The organism is Pseudoalteromonas sp. APC 3355 (genome assembly GCF_030407615.1).
In the GTDB taxonomy this organism is placed as follows: domain Bacteria; phylum Pseudomonadota; class Gammaproteobacteria; order Enterobacterales; family Alteromonadaceae; genus Pseudoalteromonas; species Pseudoalteromonas distincta.
In genome coordinates this window covers 63251-80316 of the sequence record NZ_JASDDB010000014.1, presented here as the reverse complement: position 1 = coordinate 80316, position 17066 = coordinate 63251, and the positions used below count along the sequence as shown (strand labels likewise).

General features: G+C 40.3%; 21 protein-coding genes. 12 read left to right on the top strand and 9 right to left on the bottom strand.

All coding sequences use genetic code 11. The annotated features are described in order from the left end of the window. Window positions 1–24 precede the first annotated feature (24 nt). The 6 genes from QMA08_RS16830 to cyaY are packed head-to-tail and all read right to left on the bottom strand — an operon-like array spanning window position 25 to window position 5923. A complete protein-coding gene (locus QMA08_RS16830; protein WP_290175005.1) occupies window positions 25–1134 on the bottom strand; it encodes a heme biosynthesis HemY N-terminal domain-containing protein in 1110 nt (369 codons plus the stop codon). Next, window positions 1131–2972 carry a uroporphyrinogen-III synthase gene (locus QMA08_RS16825; protein WP_290175004.1) on the bottom strand — a complete coding sequence of 614 codons (1842 nt, stop codon included), beginning with the start codon at window positions 2970–2972 and terminating at the stop codon, window positions 1131–1133. Before QMA08_RS16825 ends, QMA08_RS16830 begins: the two co-directional genes overlap by 4 nt. Further along, window positions 2973–3911, bottom strand: a complete 939-nt coding sequence (hemC, locus tag QMA08_RS16820; protein WP_024594617.1) for a hydroxymethylbilane synthase — start codon at window positions 3909–3911, stop codon at window positions 2973–2975. A gap of 35 nt (window positions 3912–3946) precedes the next feature. Next, entirely contained in the window at window positions 3947–4924 is a 978-nt protein-coding gene (locus QMA08_RS16815; RefSeq protein WP_149603362.1) for a DUF2914 domain-containing protein, read from the bottom strand. A 22-nt stretch (window positions 4925–4946) separates the two neighbouring features. Next, window positions 4947–5603: an alpha/beta fold hydrolase gene (locus QMA08_RS16810; protein WP_002960978.1), complete on the bottom strand. Its 657-nt coding sequence runs from the start codon at window positions 5601–5603 to the stop codon at window positions 4947–4949. Beyond that, a complete protein-coding gene (gene cyaY, locus QMA08_RS16805) occupies window positions 5600–5923 on the bottom strand; it encodes an iron donor protein CyaY (protein WP_002960979.1) in 324 nt (107 codons plus the stop codon). Before cyaY ends, QMA08_RS16810 begins: the two co-directional genes overlap by 4 nt. A gap of 168 nt (window positions 5924–6091) precedes the next feature. Between cyaY and QMA08_RS16800 the strand changes: the two genes are divergently transcribed. From QMA08_RS16800 to QMA08_RS16765, 8 genes are all read left to right on the top strand, one after another. Further along, window positions 6092–6286 (top strand): lipoprotein, encoded by a 195-nt coding sequence (locus QMA08_RS16800; RefSeq protein ID WP_024594615.1) that lies wholly within the window; start codon window positions 6092–6094, stop codon window positions 6284–6286. Further along, window positions 6287–7540 carry a diaminopimelate decarboxylase gene (gene lysA / locus QMA08_RS16795; protein ID WP_002960983.1) on the top strand — a complete coding sequence of 418 codons (1254 nt, stop codon included), beginning with the start codon at window positions 6287–6289 and terminating at the stop codon, window positions 7538–7540. Between the two features lie 64 nt (window positions 7541–7604). Then, window positions 7605–8435, top strand: a complete 831-nt coding sequence (dapF, locus tag QMA08_RS16790) for a diaminopimelate epimerase (protein WP_002960987.1) — start codon at window positions 7605–7607, stop codon at window positions 8433–8435. Beyond that, the gene (locus tag QMA08_RS16785; RefSeq protein WP_290175003.1) at window positions 8432–9043 is read left to right on the top strand and encodes a DUF484 family protein; all 612 of its coding nucleotides are present in this window, start codon (window positions 8432–8434) and stop codon (window positions 9041–9043) included. Before dapF ends, QMA08_RS16785 begins: the two co-directional genes overlap by 4 nt. Further along, a complete protein-coding gene (locus tag QMA08_RS16780) occupies window positions 9040–9984 on the top strand; it encodes a tyrosine recombinase XerC (RefSeq protein WP_024594613.1) in 945 nt (314 codons plus the stop codon). The genes QMA08_RS16785 and QMA08_RS16780 overlap by 4 nt, the downstream gene beginning before the upstream one ends. 10 nt (window positions 9985–9994) lie before the next feature. Continuing rightward, window positions 9995–10702, top strand: a complete 708-nt coding sequence (locus tag QMA08_RS16775) for an HAD-IA family hydrolase (RefSeq protein ID WP_290175002.1) — start codon at window positions 9995–9997, stop codon at window positions 10700–10702. A gap of 28 nt (window positions 10703–10730) precedes the next feature. Then, window positions 10731–11834, top strand: a complete 1104-nt coding sequence (locus QMA08_RS16770; protein ID WP_290175001.1) for a retroviral-like aspartic protease family protein — start codon at window positions 10731–10733, stop codon at window positions 11832–11834. A 21-nt stretch (window positions 11835–11855) separates the two neighbouring features. Continuing rightward, a complete protein-coding gene (locus QMA08_RS16765; protein ID WP_290175000.1) occupies window positions 11856–12212 on the top strand; it encodes a HopJ type III effector protein in 357 nt (118 codons plus the stop codon). Window positions 12213–12222: 10 nt separating this feature from the next. Here QMA08_RS16765 and QMA08_RS16760 read toward each other — a convergent pair whose 3' ends face one another. Continuing rightward, window positions 12223–12630, bottom strand: a complete 408-nt coding sequence (locus tag QMA08_RS16760; protein WP_290174999.1) for a GNAT family N-acetyltransferase — start codon at window positions 12628–12630, stop codon at window positions 12223–12225. 40 nt (window positions 12631–12670) lie between these two features. Further along, window positions 12671–12976 (bottom strand): DUF6482 family protein, encoded by a 306-nt coding sequence (locus tag QMA08_RS16755; protein WP_002961002.1) that lies wholly within the window; start codon window positions 12974–12976, stop codon window positions 12671–12673. A 109-nt stretch (window positions 12977–13085) separates the two neighbouring features. On the opposite strand from QMA08_RS16755, the gene QMA08_RS16750 reads away from it, so the two are divergent. The 3 genes from QMA08_RS16750 (at window position 13086) to QMA08_RS16740 (ending at window position 15473) form a co-directional block, all read left to right on the top strand. Beyond that, window positions 13086–13778, top strand: a complete 693-nt coding sequence (locus tag QMA08_RS16750) for a pseudouridine synthase (protein WP_002961005.1) — start codon at window positions 13086–13088, stop codon at window positions 13776–13778. A 102-nt stretch (window positions 13779–13880) separates the two neighbouring features. Next, window positions 13881–14255 (top strand): BlaI/MecI/CopY family transcriptional regulator, encoded by a 375-nt coding sequence (locus QMA08_RS16745; protein ID WP_007377323.1) that lies wholly within the window; start codon window positions 13881–13883, stop codon window positions 14253–14255. A gap of 9 nt (window positions 14256–14264) precedes the next feature. After that, entirely contained in the window at window positions 14265–15473 is a 1209-nt protein-coding gene (locus QMA08_RS16740; protein WP_290174998.1) for a M56 family metallopeptidase, read from the top strand. A gap of 73 nt (window positions 15474–15546) precedes the next feature. Here QMA08_RS16740 and QMA08_RS16735 read toward each other — a convergent pair whose 3' ends face one another. After that, window positions 15547–15930, bottom strand: a complete 384-nt coding sequence (locus QMA08_RS16735; RefSeq protein WP_290174997.1) for an MAPEG family protein — start codon at window positions 15928–15930, stop codon at window positions 15547–15549. 230 nt (window positions 15931–16160) lie between these two features. On the opposite strand from QMA08_RS16735, the gene QMA08_RS16730 reads away from it, so the two are divergent. Then, window positions 16161–17048, top strand: coding sequence for a DMT family transporter (locus tag QMA08_RS16730; protein ID WP_188085500.1), 888 nt, complete (start codon window positions 16161–16163; stop codon window positions 17046–17048). Window positions 17049–17066 lie beyond the last annotated feature (18 nt).

The window sequence follows — 17066 nt, the reverse complement described above, 5'->3', positions numbered from 1 at the left end:
GCTAAGTAGTTATAGTGTAGTCATTTATTGATATAAAACGAGCGCCTTTTCTGCCTGTGCACTATTTTTATAACTCAACACAGCTTGTTCAGAGAACTGTTTTTTATTTTCACTATTCAGTGCTTTATCAAATATTCTAGCTGCTAAGTCATAATCACCCTTAGCATTAGCAAGGCAAGCTAGCGCAAGTAATAGTGAATTATTTGAATCATCCTTCTTAAGCCGTTCTTGAATGCTTATTTGCAACTTAGCTGCATCGGCTGCTGTTGCTTTACTTAATATATTTGCAAGCTCTAAGTGTTGCTCACTATGCTTAACCATCTTAATTAAGTCACTTTCAATAACAGCCAATTGACCTGCTTGCGCCATTTGCATTAAATATGCGGTGTGGGCATGAGCTTGCAGCTTTTTAGGCAGCTGTTTATATTTTTCACTCAGCTTGTCTGCATCTAACGCACTAAAATAAGCACTAAATAACTGCGTCCACTGTGCATCAGTAAGTGCTTTTTTGCGCAGTAAACGCGGCAAAAAGTCTTCCAGCGCACCAAAGTGTTGTTGCTGTACTAATACTTCTGCATAAAGTTTTAACTCAAGTGCGGTGGCTTTTTTAGCTTCTGCGCTAATACGCATTTGTGATTCAATCGCGCTACTATCACCACTTGCCAACCATAGCTTTGCTACTTTTAATTGATGCTCTGGGCTTATTTCAAATAAACGCTCAAGTGCTTTATCTGTTTGATTATTAGCAAGCGCTGCTTTTGCAAGTAATGCTAAGCGAATATCTTCAAACTTATCTGGTACGCTATTACCCGATAAAGCCTGTTCTACGTGCTCGTAATCATCATTAATAGCACTCCAAAGAGCCTGCTCAATAGCTGCTTGTTTGCGCTCTTGGCTACGTGCAAAAAAGCCATGCTTAGTATTATGATAAATCGATAATAAATAACGAATTAACTTATATGTTAAATATAAAACAACAGCGGTAATGACTGCCATTATACAAAACGATACTATCGTGCCTTCTATCGTCGTATTGTTAAATGAAATAAGTACATAACCTTTTTCATCTAGAACGAATGGAGTAACCGCGAGTACAACAACAATAGCTACAATTAAAATAATTAGCCCTATCATTGCGCCCACTCCTTAACCTTTTGTGTACTGTTTAAGGTTACTTTTGGATTAAAGTTAAGCTGCTCTTTTTCAAGTTTAGACAACGCTTTGAGTACCGTTTTAGTTGTATCATCGTCTTGCTTAAAGTACTCACCAACTAAACGTTTTGCTTCACTTAAGGCGCTAAAGAAAATACTCGCCTGCTTACTCATAAGTGCATCTTGTGCCTGAGTTATATTAAGCTTGATTCGTTGATTTATTAAATGGCGCTCTTGATCCGTAAGTAATGGCTCAATGGAAACACCCTCGTGCTGACGAATAGTAATAAAGCTATCCACAATTTTATTCCAGCTATTACTCAAGTTTTGCTGCCAATCACTCACGTCACCACTTAAAGCATTTTCATCTATTGTAGCTGCTTCTTCTGGTAAATTAACAGCATTAAAAACTAAGTCGTCAATACTGCTTAGTACACTGTTTAACTGTAAATAAATAGCCTCTGTTGCAACAGGCTTAAGGCTATCAAGTGTTTGTATATCTTGCATAATCGCTTGGCGAACTTCAACTGTTCCTGGGTGCTCACTAAGTAATCCATCTAAGCGCTTTAAAACAGCACTAGTCCCTTGGTAGTCTTTTTCAGCCCATAGTTTAAACTCAGCCATACGCTGTAAGCTGGTTACTTCCTGCGGGTTTAACGATGAGCCTTGTTGCTGCGCCTTTTGCAAAGCCGCTTTTAGTTCTTGCTGATTTTGAACTGCACTTTCATTTAGGGCTGCGGCAACTTTTTCTTCACTATTAAACAGCGCTTGTTGCAAATTAGATTGCGCCGATTTAAGTGCTTGCAGCTCCTGGGTGAGTAACTTATTTTGCTCGCTTAACTCATTAACGGCTAGGTTTTGCGCCTTACCAGCATTTAATTTTTGATAAAACTCGTATCCAACACCAGAGGCCACAATTAACGAAATAAGAAGCGCAAGTACTGCAACCTTACTTATTTTTTGTTTACTTTTGTCTGCCGTATTTTTTGTAGCTGTAGGCTCTTGCTTAGTTGATTTAGCAGAGGTCGTGTTAGCTATTGTTGGTGTGGCTTTTTCTGCCGTTACTGGCTTTGACTGTTCGCTCATGTTGCTACCTTGCTGATTTATGCAGGTAAACATAGCATTATCGCTAGCCCCTGCTGCAATGTGTATATTAGCCGAACTTACCTGTTGCAGCTTTAAATAAGCGGCTATACGCTCGCTAGCAACATAAAATCGGCACTGTTGTAACCATTGTAGTTGGTGTGCAGTAAGGCTTTTAAATATAGCATCAACTGCTGCATTACTTGTTATGACTATACCGTGTACATTCTGGCTTTTCCAGTGGTCTGTCCAGTTAGAGGTAATACTCTCTGTCGGTTCACGTTTGTACACAACACAATTATTTAAAAAAGCACCGCGCTCTTTGAGCGTTTTAGCTAACTCAGGGCGGCCACCTTGGCCCTTAACTAATACTATATTACAGCCATCCACCTCGGCGAGTGATTTAAGCGCAAGTAACCCTTCTGAATCATACTGCTTTGGTACTGCTGCGCGCACACCAAATTGCTCATATATAACATCGGCTGTTTGTTGTCCAACCGCATAAAATTGCGCTTTGGTATTTATATCTGGTTTTAATTGCGAAAGTGCACTGACTGCATCTTGCGATATAAATATTATTTTATCTGCATTTAATAGTGGACTAAGCTCAGTGCTGGAGGGTGCTAAATGCGTTATTTTTAATACCGGAAATAAAGACGCCTGATAACCCGCTTGCTCAAGTTGCTGTGCAAGGGCTGCGCCTTTTCCTTCGGGCCGAGTTATCAGAATATGTGTCATTTATGCGTCTCTATAAACTTCAGCTAATATTTTGTCTGCACCTTGAGCTAGTAATTTTTTAGCAAGCTCAATACCTAGTTTTTCTGCGTCATTTACATGGCCTGTTACTTCGTCGCGTAAAATTTCGCTGCCATCAACAGCACCAACTAAACCACGCAAATGCACTTGTTCGCCATCAACCAATGCATAAGCACCAATAGGAACTTGGCAACCACCTTCTAAATAGCGATTCATCGAACGCTCTGCGTTTACGCGAATACGTGTTTGTGTATGCTCAAGTGGTGCAAGTAATGCTTTGGTTACTTCATCATCAATACGACATTCAATACCTACAGCGCCTTGACCATTTGCTGGTAATGACACTTCTGGCTCAATGTAGTCAGCAATACGCGACTCCATTTCTAAACGAATAAGCCCTGCAGCCGCTAAAATAATAGCATCATATTGGCCGTCATCTAATTTACCTAAACGCGTATTTACATTGCCGCGTAAATCACGAATATCTAAATCAGGGCGAAGTGCCTTAATTTGGCACTGGCGGCGTAAGCTTGAAGTACCAACAATAGCGCCTTGTGGTAGCTCACTTAAATTAGCAAAATTGTTTGATACAAACGCATCGCGTGGATCCTCACGCTCACAAATAGTATGCAGTGCTAGCCCTTGAGGAAACTCTACTGGCACATCTTTCATAGAATGTACGGCAATGTCAGCTCGGCCATCTAGCATGGCTTGCTCTAGTTCTTTAACAAATAAGCCTTTACCGCCAATTTTAGCCAATGGCGTATCTAAAATTATATCCCCTTGCGTCGACATTGGGACTAATTCTACGCGCACATCTGCATGAAAACGCTCAAGCTCTGCTTTTACAAATTCGGCCTGCCAAAGTGCTAGAGCGCTTTTGCGCGTTGCGATGCGTACTAATTTTGTTTTTTCTGTCATAGGGGTATCCAATTAATTACTGCGTTTAGCCAGTTTTAGTCAGCTAAAATTCTAAATTCTTTTTGGGCAATTAAATTACCTTGCTCATCAACTACATCAACACGCCAATGACCTGTTTGTGTGTTCATGATATTTTTTGTTGAGTACGTTCTGTAACGAGGCGAAGTAACATTAAGTGTAATTTCAGCCATCGTTTCACCTTCAAACGACCAAACATGCTTAACTTGCTGGCCTTGAAGGTTTTTAATCTCGCTAAAAAACGATAACCCTTCCTCAAACTGGCTTAACCTAATATCAGCAGCAAACACATTAGTAGGCTCACGCTTACTTACTTTACGAGTAAGTACCGCACGACTAATTTTACCCGTGTCTATTTGCGCGCCCAATGCCACACTTGCCACATGTGCTGTAGAGGAAAAACCTTCAGTGCCACTCAATGCGCCATCATCACTTTCTAACTCTAAAAGTAAGTCACTTTGACTAGCAGGCTCAGTTACGTTTTGGGCTTCTGCGGTTTCTTCTTGCACATCATTATCAAGGTTTGAGTTTAACTCTGTATTAATACTTTCGCTTTGATCAGTAACAATATCGTTGTTAGCCAACAAAGCCGGGGGATTATTTACAAGGTCTACTTCGACAGGTGTATTACTTGAAATGCTTAGTTGAGTCTCATTTTGCTCAGCTAACAAAGGTTCAATACTCGCTTGAGTTACCTCTGCAGACTCAGCTGGGGTATTGTTTACTGATGATTGAGGCTCAACATCCATTACCTCATCGCTTGTTTGGTTTTCAGCGTTACTGCTGAAACTTAAGAATTGTTCCTGCTCATTTGGGTGCTCACCTTGCTCTGCATTAACAGAGGTGGTTAAGCCATAAACAACTGCTGCAGAGGTCATTAATACCAACATAGCAATACTCACAATACGACGCCAATTCCACTCGTAGCTTACCGTTGGTACGCTCTGTTGTAATTCGCGTTTAACATTTGCTTTTATAACTATTTTTTGACTCATATTGACCTCAGCGGTTCCAAAATTAGCTTAAACGAGCAATTAACCATTGGCGAATAGCTTGCAATTCTTCTGCGCAAACTTGATGAGCCATTGGATATTCTTGCCAGCTTACATCCATGTTATGTGCTGTTAATACTTCAAACGCATTTCTACCCGCACTGTGCGGTACAACGTTATCTTGGCTACCATGAGCCATAAATACGTTTAAATCAGTATGTTTTGCTTCATCAGCAAATTTGTGTGGCACACACATATAAGTAGAAAGCGCCATAACACCCCCAAGCTTTTGCTCAAAGCGCGGCGCTAAATGCAAAGACACAACACCACCTTGAGAAAAACCAGCTAAAATTATTTTATTAGCAGGAATGCCATTAGCAATTTCTTTATTAATTAACTCTTCTACCTTTGCAGCAGAATCTCTTACGCCTTGTTCATCGGCACGCTTATCTAATTCTATAGACTTAATATCGTACCAAGAGCGCATTTCCATGCCACCATTTATGGTGACCGGTTGCACTGGCGCATGCGGAAAAATAAACCGTATACCAAGCTCGCTTGGTAAATTTAGCTGCGGGGCTACTGGCGCAAAACCATCCCCAGAGTCACCTAAACCATGTAACCAAATAACCGTTGCTTTATGTTCACTTTGGGCTGCATATTCTACAAATTCTAAACTCATAGTGATGATTGCCACTTAACTTCTTGGCCTGCTTGGCGAGTTGAGGCTTCATTTATAAACGCCCAAAATTCAGCGCCAGAGCGGTTATCAATCCATAACCCATCACGCATTTCAAAATGATGTCCGTTAAACTTAGTCGCAACCCATACTTGATGAAGAGGTGCTTGCTTATTGATCACTATTTTACTTTTATCAGGAAAAATAATTTCTAAAATACCTTGTGCCGATTCATAATCTAAATCAGCTTCGCAATCATCAACCTGCTCTTCAATAGTGAACATAAGAGCTTCGGCTAATTGGTGATATTCGTGTTCAGTCATTATTATTTCCTTTGCAGGCGAGCCGCCTAATATTGGGTACGTTTTAGCTTTAAATTAGCTTTAAAAATGTGCAGCTAGTGTAACAGGAATAAAATCATCCGCGAATAGCTGCATTTTTTAGATATTCTGTTACTCTGCGATTATAAAGCCAGCAACCGTATTAATCTAATGAAAGCGACACATACCTTACAATTAAAAAGACTATTAATAAGCACTGTACTGTTAAGCGCCTTAGCTGGCTGCGGACAAAGCGGTCCGTTATATTTACCAGAGCAACAAACAGAGCAAAACCAACCTCAAAATACAGCTAAACCAGCCACTACCGCTGAGCAAGCTAAAGCATCGCAAAGTCAGGAGCAATAAATGGATTATTTTAACTACAAAAACAACCAATTATTTGCCGAAGACGTCAGCGTAGCAAGCATAGCGCAGCAATATGGCACGCCGTGTTATGTATACTCGCGTGCTACATTTGAGCGCCATTACTTAGCATTTGCTAACGCCACTAAAAATCATAAAAGCTTGGTATGTTACGCTGTAAAAGCAAACTCAAATATTGCCGTACTTAATATATTAGCGCGCTTAGGATCGGGTTTCGATATTGTATCTAAAGGTGAACTAGCGCGTGTAATTAAAGCGGGAGGCGATGCTTCTAAAGTGGTTTTTTCAGGCGTAGCTAAAACGTCTGACGAAATAGCTTACGCATTAAAACTGGGCATTAAATGTTTTAATGTAGAGTCGGCGTCTGAGCTTGAACGTATTTCTGAAGTGGCTTGCGAGCTTAACCTAGAAGCGCCTATTTCTATTCGCGTAAACCCAGACATAGATGCAAAGACACATCCGTATATTTCTACCGGTTTAAAAGAAAATAAATTTGGTATTGATATTCAAACAGCAGTGAGTGTTTATCAACAAGCAGCGGCTTTACCTGGTTTAAAAGTAATTGGTGTCGATTGCCATATTGGCTCTCAATTAACGCAAGTTAGACCTTTTTTAGAAGCCCTTGATAAATTAATGGCGCTTATTGATGAGCTAAAAACCAACGGTATTGAGCTAACCCACTTAGATATTGGTGGCGGTTTAGGCGTGCCATACGACAACGAGCAACCACCACACCCAAGTGAATATGCAGCGCAAGTTACCGAACGCTTAGCTAACTACAAACATCTTGAACTTATTTTTGAACCAGGACGCGCAATTGCAGCTAACGCAGGTATTTTGGTTACTCAAGTTGAATTTATTAAACAAAACCAAGACAAATTTTTTGCCATTGTAGATGCAGGTATGAACGACATGCTTCGCCCTGCGCTTTATCAAGCGTGGCAAAAAATTATTCCGGTATCCGTTCGCGACGACGAAACACCTACTCACAACTTTGATATTGTGGGTCCGGTGTGCGAAACCGGCGACTTTTTAGGAAAAGACCGTGAACTAGCGCTTAAACAAGGCGATTTACTTGCACAACGAAGTGCGGGTGCATATGGCTTTACAATGAGCTCAAACTACAACTCGCGCCCGCGTGTTGCAGAAATAATGGTAGATGGTCAGCAGCATCACCTTATTCGTGAACGCGAAACTATTGAAAGCCTTTATCAAGGTGAGAAAGTTTTACCATAAACGTTTTTGTCTACTAGCTGCTCTGTGGCATGATTAGCACAGAGCAAAACCGAATTAGAGCGCTATGTTAGTTAATTTTTCCAAAATGCACGGCTTAGGTAACGACTTTGTTGTGATTGATAACATTACACAAAATGTTTTTTTGTCGCGAGATCAAATCAAAAAACTGGCAGATCGCCACTTTGGCATTGGCTTTGACCAATTGCTGATGGTTGAAGCACCATATTCACCTGATCTCGACTTTCATTATCGAATTTTTAATGCCGATGGTACCGAAGTAGAACAATGCGGTAACGGCGCACGCTGTTTTGCCCGCTTTGTACGCATGAAAGGCCTTACTAACAAGCACAAAATTAGTGTATCGACTAAGTCGGGCAACTTAACGCTCTACATAGAAAAAGACGGTCAAGTAACTGTTAACATGGGCCATCCTAATTTTGAGCCAAGTAAAATTCCGTTAAAAGCCAGCAAACGCGAGCTTACTTATATTATTAGAACGCAAGAACACACTGTGTTTAGTGGCGCGGTATCTATGGGTAACCCACATTGCGTGCTAGAAGTTGACGACGTAACCACCGCGCAAGTTGATATATTGGGTCCATTACTTGAAAACCACGAACGCTTTCCGCAAAAAGCGAACATTGGCTTTATGCAGGTTGTATCGCAAGAACACATTAAGCTAAGAGTGTGGGAGCGCGGCGTTAACGAAACCCTAGCCTGTGGCACAGGTGCGTGTGCAGCAATGGTGATTGGTCATATGCAAAATAAATTATCAACAACCGTTCAAGTAGATTTGCCGGGCGGTACTTTGCAAGTGCGCTGGAGTGGTGAAGGTCACCCGGTACGCATGACTGGTCCCGCAGAGCATGTTTTCGACGGACAAGTAGCACTATGAGCGAGCTAAGTACAGAGCAGGTTATTAATTACTTACAGCAACATCCTGACTTTTTAGTTCATCACCCTGAGCTACTCGCACAACTTGAGCTGCAACAGCAAGCTCAAGGCGCAACGTCACTAGTACATATTCAGCAACGTAAATTACGCGAGCACAACACGCTTTTAAAAAGCCAAATAGATGCTATGAGCAAGCATGCAACGCAAAACGAGCTCGTATATCGTTTGTTTAGCCAATGTCATCGCCAGCTTTGGAATCATGACGATTTTGACACTCTTGCAAATAATCTACGCAATATAATCTGCTCAAGTGAAGATGTTAACGACTGCAAATTAGTAAAATACAATCCCGAGTACGACGAGCTTATTGCGCATCGCCTTACCCATTCTGGGCATTATTTAGGGCGAATTAATAAACAAGAGCGCGAACAATTATTTAGTGAAGATACACAATCCGTCGCTATTTATTTAATTGGCGACACCAAGCACCCTATCGCTATTTTGGCGTTTGGTAGCAATAACGTAAACCATTTTGAGCCCGCGCAAGATAACCTGTTTGTGCTCGACTTTATAAACGCATTACACCTGCGGTTACAAAAACTAGCATGAGTGACGATGCGCCTAATATTACCGCGCTAAGCGACCACTGGCGTACACCCATAACGCTATTTAGCGATTATTTAAAGTTTGAAAAACAATATTCAGCGCACACAGTTAATCAATACGTAAGCCAACTTGGCTTTGCAGCCCTATATTTTAGCAAACTATGTGATGACTGGTTTGGCGTACAAGGCGAACATATTCGCCGCTACAGCATGGCACTGCGATCAAAACAATTAAGTGGCCGTACAATTAGCTTAAAGCTCAGTTGTATTCGCAGCTTATATAAGTTTTTAAAAGCAAAAAATATTGCCGAGCAATCGCATTACCATAATCCGGCTATAGGTATAAAAGGCCCTAAGTTTGCAAAGCCCCTACCTAAGAATCTCGATGTAGATCAAATGGCACGCTTGCTCGAAATACCCGACGACGAACCTCTCGCAATTAGAGATAAAGCAATGATGGAGTTAATGTATTCATCAGGGCTGCGTATAAGCGAGTTAGTTGGCGCTAACATGCAAGATATTAGCGCTGCCAATGGTGAAATTTTAGTGCGTGGTAAAGGTAATAAAGAGCGATTAATTCCGGTGGGCAAAAAAGCGTTAGACGCATTAAAAAAATGGCTCACAATACGCCCTCAGTTTGCAAAGCCCGATGAAATAGCAGTATTTTTAAGTAGCCAAAAAAACCGTATTTCGATTCGCCAAGTGCGCCTACGCATGCAAGAGTGGGGAATAAAACAAGGCATTAGCTCGCAGGTTCATCCGCATAAGCTACGCCACTCGTTTGCGTCACATATTTTAGAATCATCTGGTGATTTACGCGCCGTGCAAGAGTTACTAGGGCACAGCAGTTTGTCGGCTACACAAGTGTATACACATTTAGATTTTCAACATTTAGCCAAGGTGTACGACAACACTCACCCTCGTGCAAAAAAACGAACTGATTAGGTAAATAAAAATGATCCGATTTAATCGTGCTATTAAGCCATTTTCTGTCATGAGCTTTGATTTAGACGACACTCTTTACAACAATCACCCCATTATAAAAGCAGCGGTTAAAGCGCAGCAAGATTATTTAAACGCGCTCCCTAGCTACTTAGCCCAAGGCCCCAAATACTGGCAACAATGCCGCAATGAAGCCGTATTACAGTTACCTGAACTTGCTGATAACGTCACTAAATGGCGCCAACATACATTGCGCTTAGCCCTTTCTAAACTAGATTTGAATGAGCAAGAGGTAGAGTACCATGCCGATGCTGCCTACAACGCCTTTGCCGATGCGCGCAGTAAAATAGTGGTAACCGACGACGTACTAAAGCTGCTAGATAACTTAGCCCAGCACTTTACGCTGGTTGCTATAACTAATGGTAATGTTGAAATTGAACGCTTTAACTTACACAATAAATTTTCGCTCGTGTTACAAGCCGGTATGCACGGTAAAGCAAAACCTCACAGCACCTTATTTGATAAAGCCGCCGAGCACTTAAACGTTGCTAAAAGTGAAATTTTACACATTGGCGATAGCCTAGATACCGACGTACAAGGCGCAAATAATGCCGGTTGCCAATCGGTATGGTTAAACGACCAAGGCGTTAATTATGCTTATAAAGGGCTGGCTGATATTGAAATAGCCAATATTCATGCCTTAACGCACTTTATTAAATAATACCAATTGCATTAAATAAGAGGTCACAATGAGCCACTATACCAAGCTAATTACCTTGCTATTAATTGGCTCACTTAGCCTTAACGCTTATTTATTGTGGCCGCAGCCCGCGCCAACCAAAGTACAAAAAACGCAAGGTGCTGAAAAAAGCATATCGCCTAAACAACAAAATACGCTATTAAATACGGCAAAGCAGCAGTTTAAAAAACACCAATTTGAAGCCGCACTTAGTAGCTATCAACAACTCAAAAACAGCAATCCAGAAATCGCAAAAAACCTTTATTCATCGTGGCTGATACAGCTTAAAACATGGCTAAATAGCAATTTATTACTCAGCGAATCATTTCTCAATGCGCTATTAAATAACAGCCCTTATAACGTAGAGTTACTTAATTTACAGGTTGAGTATTTAATAAATAGCGAGCAAACACAAAATGCCATTATTGCTTTATTTGAGCTTAATTCATTACTGCCTGCTCATCAGCAAAGTAATGTAAATACACGTTTAAATACGCTCACTCAAAACGAATTACACACATTAACTGAGCAACAAAATTGGCAAGCTATTATTGAGCAAACACAAATTTGGCTTGATTATAAAAGCGATAACGCGCAGTTTTTATATCCGCTTGCGTATGCCTACTATCAGCAAGGCGATTTAATTAGCGCACAAGCAACCCTTGATCGAATGCCAAACCAGCACAATCTAAAAAGCCAAGTGCAAACACTGCAAGCGATGATCAATAAAGCACAATCGCAAGACGACTTTGTTGCTTTAACGCCTTACGGCGCGCATTACTTAATAAACACCGAAATAAATAACAACCTATCGACCGAACTAATGATTGATACAGGCGCAAGCGTAACCTCACTACCTACAAGTATAATTGAGCAAATTTCGCCACGACCTTTGTATTTAGGCGATGTAACGGTCAACACAGCTAATGGTCAAATTGTTGTAAAGCGTTATCAAATTGAATCGTTTAAAGTGGGCTCGCAAATTATTTATGGTTTTGAAGTGTTGAGTATTGAAAACACCCGTGGGCAAGGTTTGCTAGGAATGAATTTTTTATCGCGATTTAAATTCAATATAAATCAGCAAACAGATGAGCTAGAGTTGAGCGCTAAATAATTAAAAATCCAAAGGTAACACATGACACTAAATAACTATTTAAAAGCACTTGCTGAAAACCCAAAAAGCATTCAATTTACCGATACAATGGCCGTGATAGAAGCAAATTACGACTTTACTGCATGTGGCTTTAATAACCATGGATTACTTAGCGCTGCGAGTGAGAACAACGGCTCGTGTAAAATTTTTGCGTTTGCTAAATTAAACGATTTAAGTAAACAAAATACGTTGGATTGTTTTGGTAAGTTTTACCGAGAAGACGTGCTGCAAAACCCTAAAGGGGATGATCACATGAACATTCGCACGTTTATGTTAGCACCAGAGGCAACACCTTTTTTAGGTATTACCTTTGGAGGCGAGCCACTAAAAGCAAAATAGCCAGCAAAAATTAAAGTGGTTTTTCCATAAAGTAACGCGTACCTGAGCGTGGGTAATTATTAAGTTGATACTTAACACTATAACCGCGCTTTTCATAAAAGGGTTTTGCTTGAAAATCAAGTGTATCAAGCTGAGCAGTTGTAGCACCTAGCTCAATAGCAGCTTGCTCAAGTGCCGTTAGCAATTTATCTGCAAGCCCTTTACCTCGTGCAATATTGCTACACCAAAGCCAACTAATCATCAGCCAGTTTCCAAACACACACCCACTAATACCGGCAACAAGCTCGCCCTGCTCATCAGTAAATTTATAGCCTAATGGCACTCTTTGCGCATCAAAATGCTGGGCGTTAAATTCAACCATTTGTGCGCGAAGCGCTGAGTTTAAAGCATCGGTATTATCTACTTTTAATTGATACATTTATCGCCCTTAAAAAGCAGATACTAGCAAATTAGCTCAATCAATAAAGATTATTTTTACCATAAGGTACTTCAAGCATATTGCTGCTGGTTTTATCCGGCTGACCGCACATTTCGTCGTAAGCGCTTGTTTGCCTTAACATCATCTGTGCGTACGCTATTTTTTCAAAACGCTTTTGAACATGCAGTGGGCTTAGCGCTCTTAAAAACTCACCGCTGTCTTCTGTTACATAGTATTCAACGTTATTAATCATTACCGATACTTGATAAAGCGCCATATCTAACGAGTGAACAATAACTTTTTGTAGCGGCTCGTGCTTTTTTAACTGTGAAAATTTAATACCCATCTTGGCTACCTTTTTATATTTAACCTGAGTTCTGGTTATTTAACATTATCGATACGCAGCTTTGCTATAATCACGATCAAATTTTTATTAGCCGCTGGCGTCACACGTTATGAGCACAAAAATCCGACTCGCTAAATATATTGCCCATGCAGGTATTTGTTCTCGTAAACAAGCATCGCGTTTAATTGATGAAGGTGTAGTGACTGTAAATAATCGCCCAGCGAATCATATAGATCACGTTGATGAGCAAGACACAATAATAGTGAACGAAAAAGAAATTAAAGGTGCTGCCGATTTAGTTTATTTTGCGTACCACAAACCAGTAGGTATTGACTGCAAATTAAATATTGATGACCCAGCCAGCCTTATTCACCATTTGCCCACACTCACCCGTGTTTACCCTATTGGTCGATTAGATAAAGACTCTCGTGGTTTGCTTATTTTGACCAACGATGGAGATTTTTGTAATCAACTAATACATCCTGACTTCCACCAGCCTAAACATTATTTAGTCACCGTAAATAAGCCTTTAGACGATGCTTTTTGTAAAAAAATGGCAGCAGGCGTACCCGTTGATAAACACATAACCCTGCCTTGTGAGGTAAATAAAATAGCCAGTAATCAGTTTAGTATTGTTTTAAAACAAGGGCTAAACAGACAAATACGTAAAATGGCGCATTACTGCGGATACAAAGTAATTGATTTATTTAGAGTGCAATTTAGTGACCTCACCCTTTCAAAGCTAAACCTACCTGAAAACCAATATATACAAATTAATAAAACCGATATTTCAAAAATCTAATACCAAGTCACTTAACTACATCTCAAAAAGTTAAAAAATAAACTTGCAAAAATAGATTACAGGTGTAGTCTTAAATTAAAGATTACACTTGTAGGCGATAAAATGATTGAATTATCAAAAGCAGAGTTTGACGTGCTCGACGCACTTTGGATTAACTACCCCGCCACCGCGAGCCAAATAATTGAGCGCTTAAGCGACGATAAGCAATGGCACGAAAAAACCATTAAAACCCTGCTAGGTCGACTAGTAAAAAAAGGCGCACTTACATTTGAAAAAGAAGGTCGCCAATATATTTATACTCCCTGTATGGAGCGCGCCGACTACACCTTAAAAGAAAGCCAAAACTTTATTGAGCGATTTTTTAGTGGACGTATTGCGCCACTTGTAAGTGGTTTTGCTAAATCGGAGCAGCTTTCTCAGCAAGATATAAACGAGCTTAAAAAAGTTATAGATGACTGGGAAAAAAACCAAAAGTAAGGGATTAACATGGTTATTCAAACTGGTTTCAATTGGTTAATTGAGCAGCAACTACTATTAAGTATTTTGTTTTGTGGATTTATTTTACTTGAGCGATTTGGTTTAAAAGCCCTTGGCTCGCGGTTTGTATATAAATTAGCATGGCTATTACCTGCGGCATTGGTGATTGCTAATTTACCAAATGCGATTAAACCACTGCAAAATAGCAATATTAGCCATTTCTTAATCACCCCTAACCAGCCTTTTACACACGAAATGGGTATTAGCTGGGCGCTCATGTATGTACTTATTACCGCTGGGTTATTAATAGCTAGCTTTATTACGCATACCCGCTTTGTTAAAAGCCTGCAGTTAACTGAGTTAACACAATTTGAAGGCACTCTTACCGCTGATGTTAAAACTTATACCAGCCAACATGTAGCCACGCCAATGGTGGTCGGTATTTTAAACAGCAAGCTGGTGTTACCGAGTAACTACAATACCCAGTTTGATAAAGCCACATTAGCGCTTATTTTAGAGCACGAAAACGTACACATAAAACGCAAAGACAACCTAACAAACGCACTTATATTACTACCTACTATTTTACTTTGGTTTAACCCACTAGCTTGGTTTTGCTACGCAAGCATGCGCCGACTACAAGAGCTGACTTGTGATGAACGGGTACTTAGCAATAAAACCACACAACAACATATTTTATATAGCAAAGCCTTAATAAACTGCGCGGCAAATGCGCCCACAGGACTTATGGCTTATTCACACTACGGAGATAAAAAAACCATGTTACAACGACTAATTAATATAAAACACAGCGGGGAGCGTTCAAAGTTTGCTAAAGGTGGCTTATTGCTTGTAGCAGCAAGTATGCTAAGCGGATTAGCGATTGCAAAGCAACCAGAAGCAATGACTAAAGAGGATCACATTTCACCAACAATACGCATTGAACCTGCTTACCCAATACAAGCAGCTCAACAAGGGATCAGCGGCTCTGTTGTATTAAAATACGATATTGCAGCAAACGGTAAAACAAAAAACATTAGTGTTATTCAATCTAAACCTAAAGATATTTTTGATAAATCAGCGAAAGAGGCGCTAGCAAAATGGAAATATAAAGCATCAGATTCAGGTTTTGAAGATGTACTTGTGCAACTAGATTTTGCGATTAATAGTGAAGTGGCGCCTACCGATTTAATTGAGCGTATTAAAGTGTCGCATTAACGCCACGAGTTGTTCAAGACTACAAAGCAAGCGCCCTTTTAGGCTGCTTGCTTTGTGGTTTTAAAATATAAACCTACAAACTCACCACAATCATGGCAATGGCTGTACCCAAACCAATAAACCACACTAATGAGCGAATTATATCTAGGTTCATATAGTAAAATACGCAATACAAAATACGCGACACAATATGCGTAACCGCTAGCGTTTCGGTCACTGCACCTACAGAGTTAGTGCACAGTACAACTGCAATAGCGACAGCAAAAACAGCAAGCGATTCAAAACAGTTTTGATGAGCAGCGAGCGCCCGTGCACCAAAGCCGGTTAATTTTGTTTGTTGCGCCCTTGGGTGTTTATTGTCGTATCGACCTAATTTTGCCATTGCTATAGCAACCGGCACTTTTGCAAAGTAAGGCATTAATACCGCAAGTAATGCACATACAACTAATGTTGTCATAATTTATCCTTTTGATGTTTCGGATAATTTAGCATAAGCGTAATAAAAAAGCCGCCAGATACGTTTTATGACAAACGCTGGCGGCTAACAATAACATCAGACCTACTATAGCTAAATTTATCCTCAAACCCATGCGACATAATGTCGCAGATGATGAATATTCAACATCATAGTTAATGCATCGCTTTAATTCACAAAGCTTGTTAACTTTACTGCCTTACATTTTAACGATGACGACCATGACCTGGATATTTTTCACTTTTTTAGCCGCCTTCATGCAAGCATGGCGTAATGCCCTGCAAAGTAAATTAAGTAACGATGTGAGTGTGGCTGGCGTAACCCTCTCCCGCTTTATTATTGCAGGCCCTATTGCTGGCGTGTATTTATATGGTTTGTATCAATATCAAGATACAGCCATGCCTACGTTTAATAATGCCTTTTGGGGATTTATTGTAGGCGCAAGTGTGATGCAAATACTTGCCACTGGTTTAATGGTTAAGCTATTTAAAATGAATAATTACGCTGTAGGTGCTGGTCTTGCCAAAAGCGAGGCGTTAGTAGCTGCTATTTTAGGTGTATTATTTTTTGGCTCGGCACTTTCTTTGCTCGGTTGGCTTGGTGTGTTTTTTGGCGCTATTGCCGTATTGCTACTTAGCGGCATAACAAGCGTTAAACACTTTAATGCTAAAACAGCATTACTAGGACTGGCTTGTGGTACTTGCTTTGCACTTACATCGCTGTGGGTACGAGAAGCGAGTTTAAACTCAGGATTACTATTTCCTCACTCAGCAGCTTGGGTTTTGCTGTTTGTAATTAGCTTACAAACGCTAATACTACTGGGCTATTTATTACTAAAAGAGCCAAAAACGCTCAGTAAACTGTGGCAATACAAAGGCACTACAGCCGCTATTAGTGTTTTTAGTTGTGTCGGTTCTATTGGCTGGTTTAGTGCAATGAGCTTACAGCACGTTGCTTACGTTAAAACACTTGGACAGGTTGAAGTGTTTTTTACCATGCTAATTGCCGTTCTTTGGTTAAAGCAGCCACTTAAGAAACAAGATACTGCAGGCTTAATACTCATAGCCATTGCCGCTGTTTTGGTTATGTTGCCGAATTAATGGCAACATAAAAAAGCG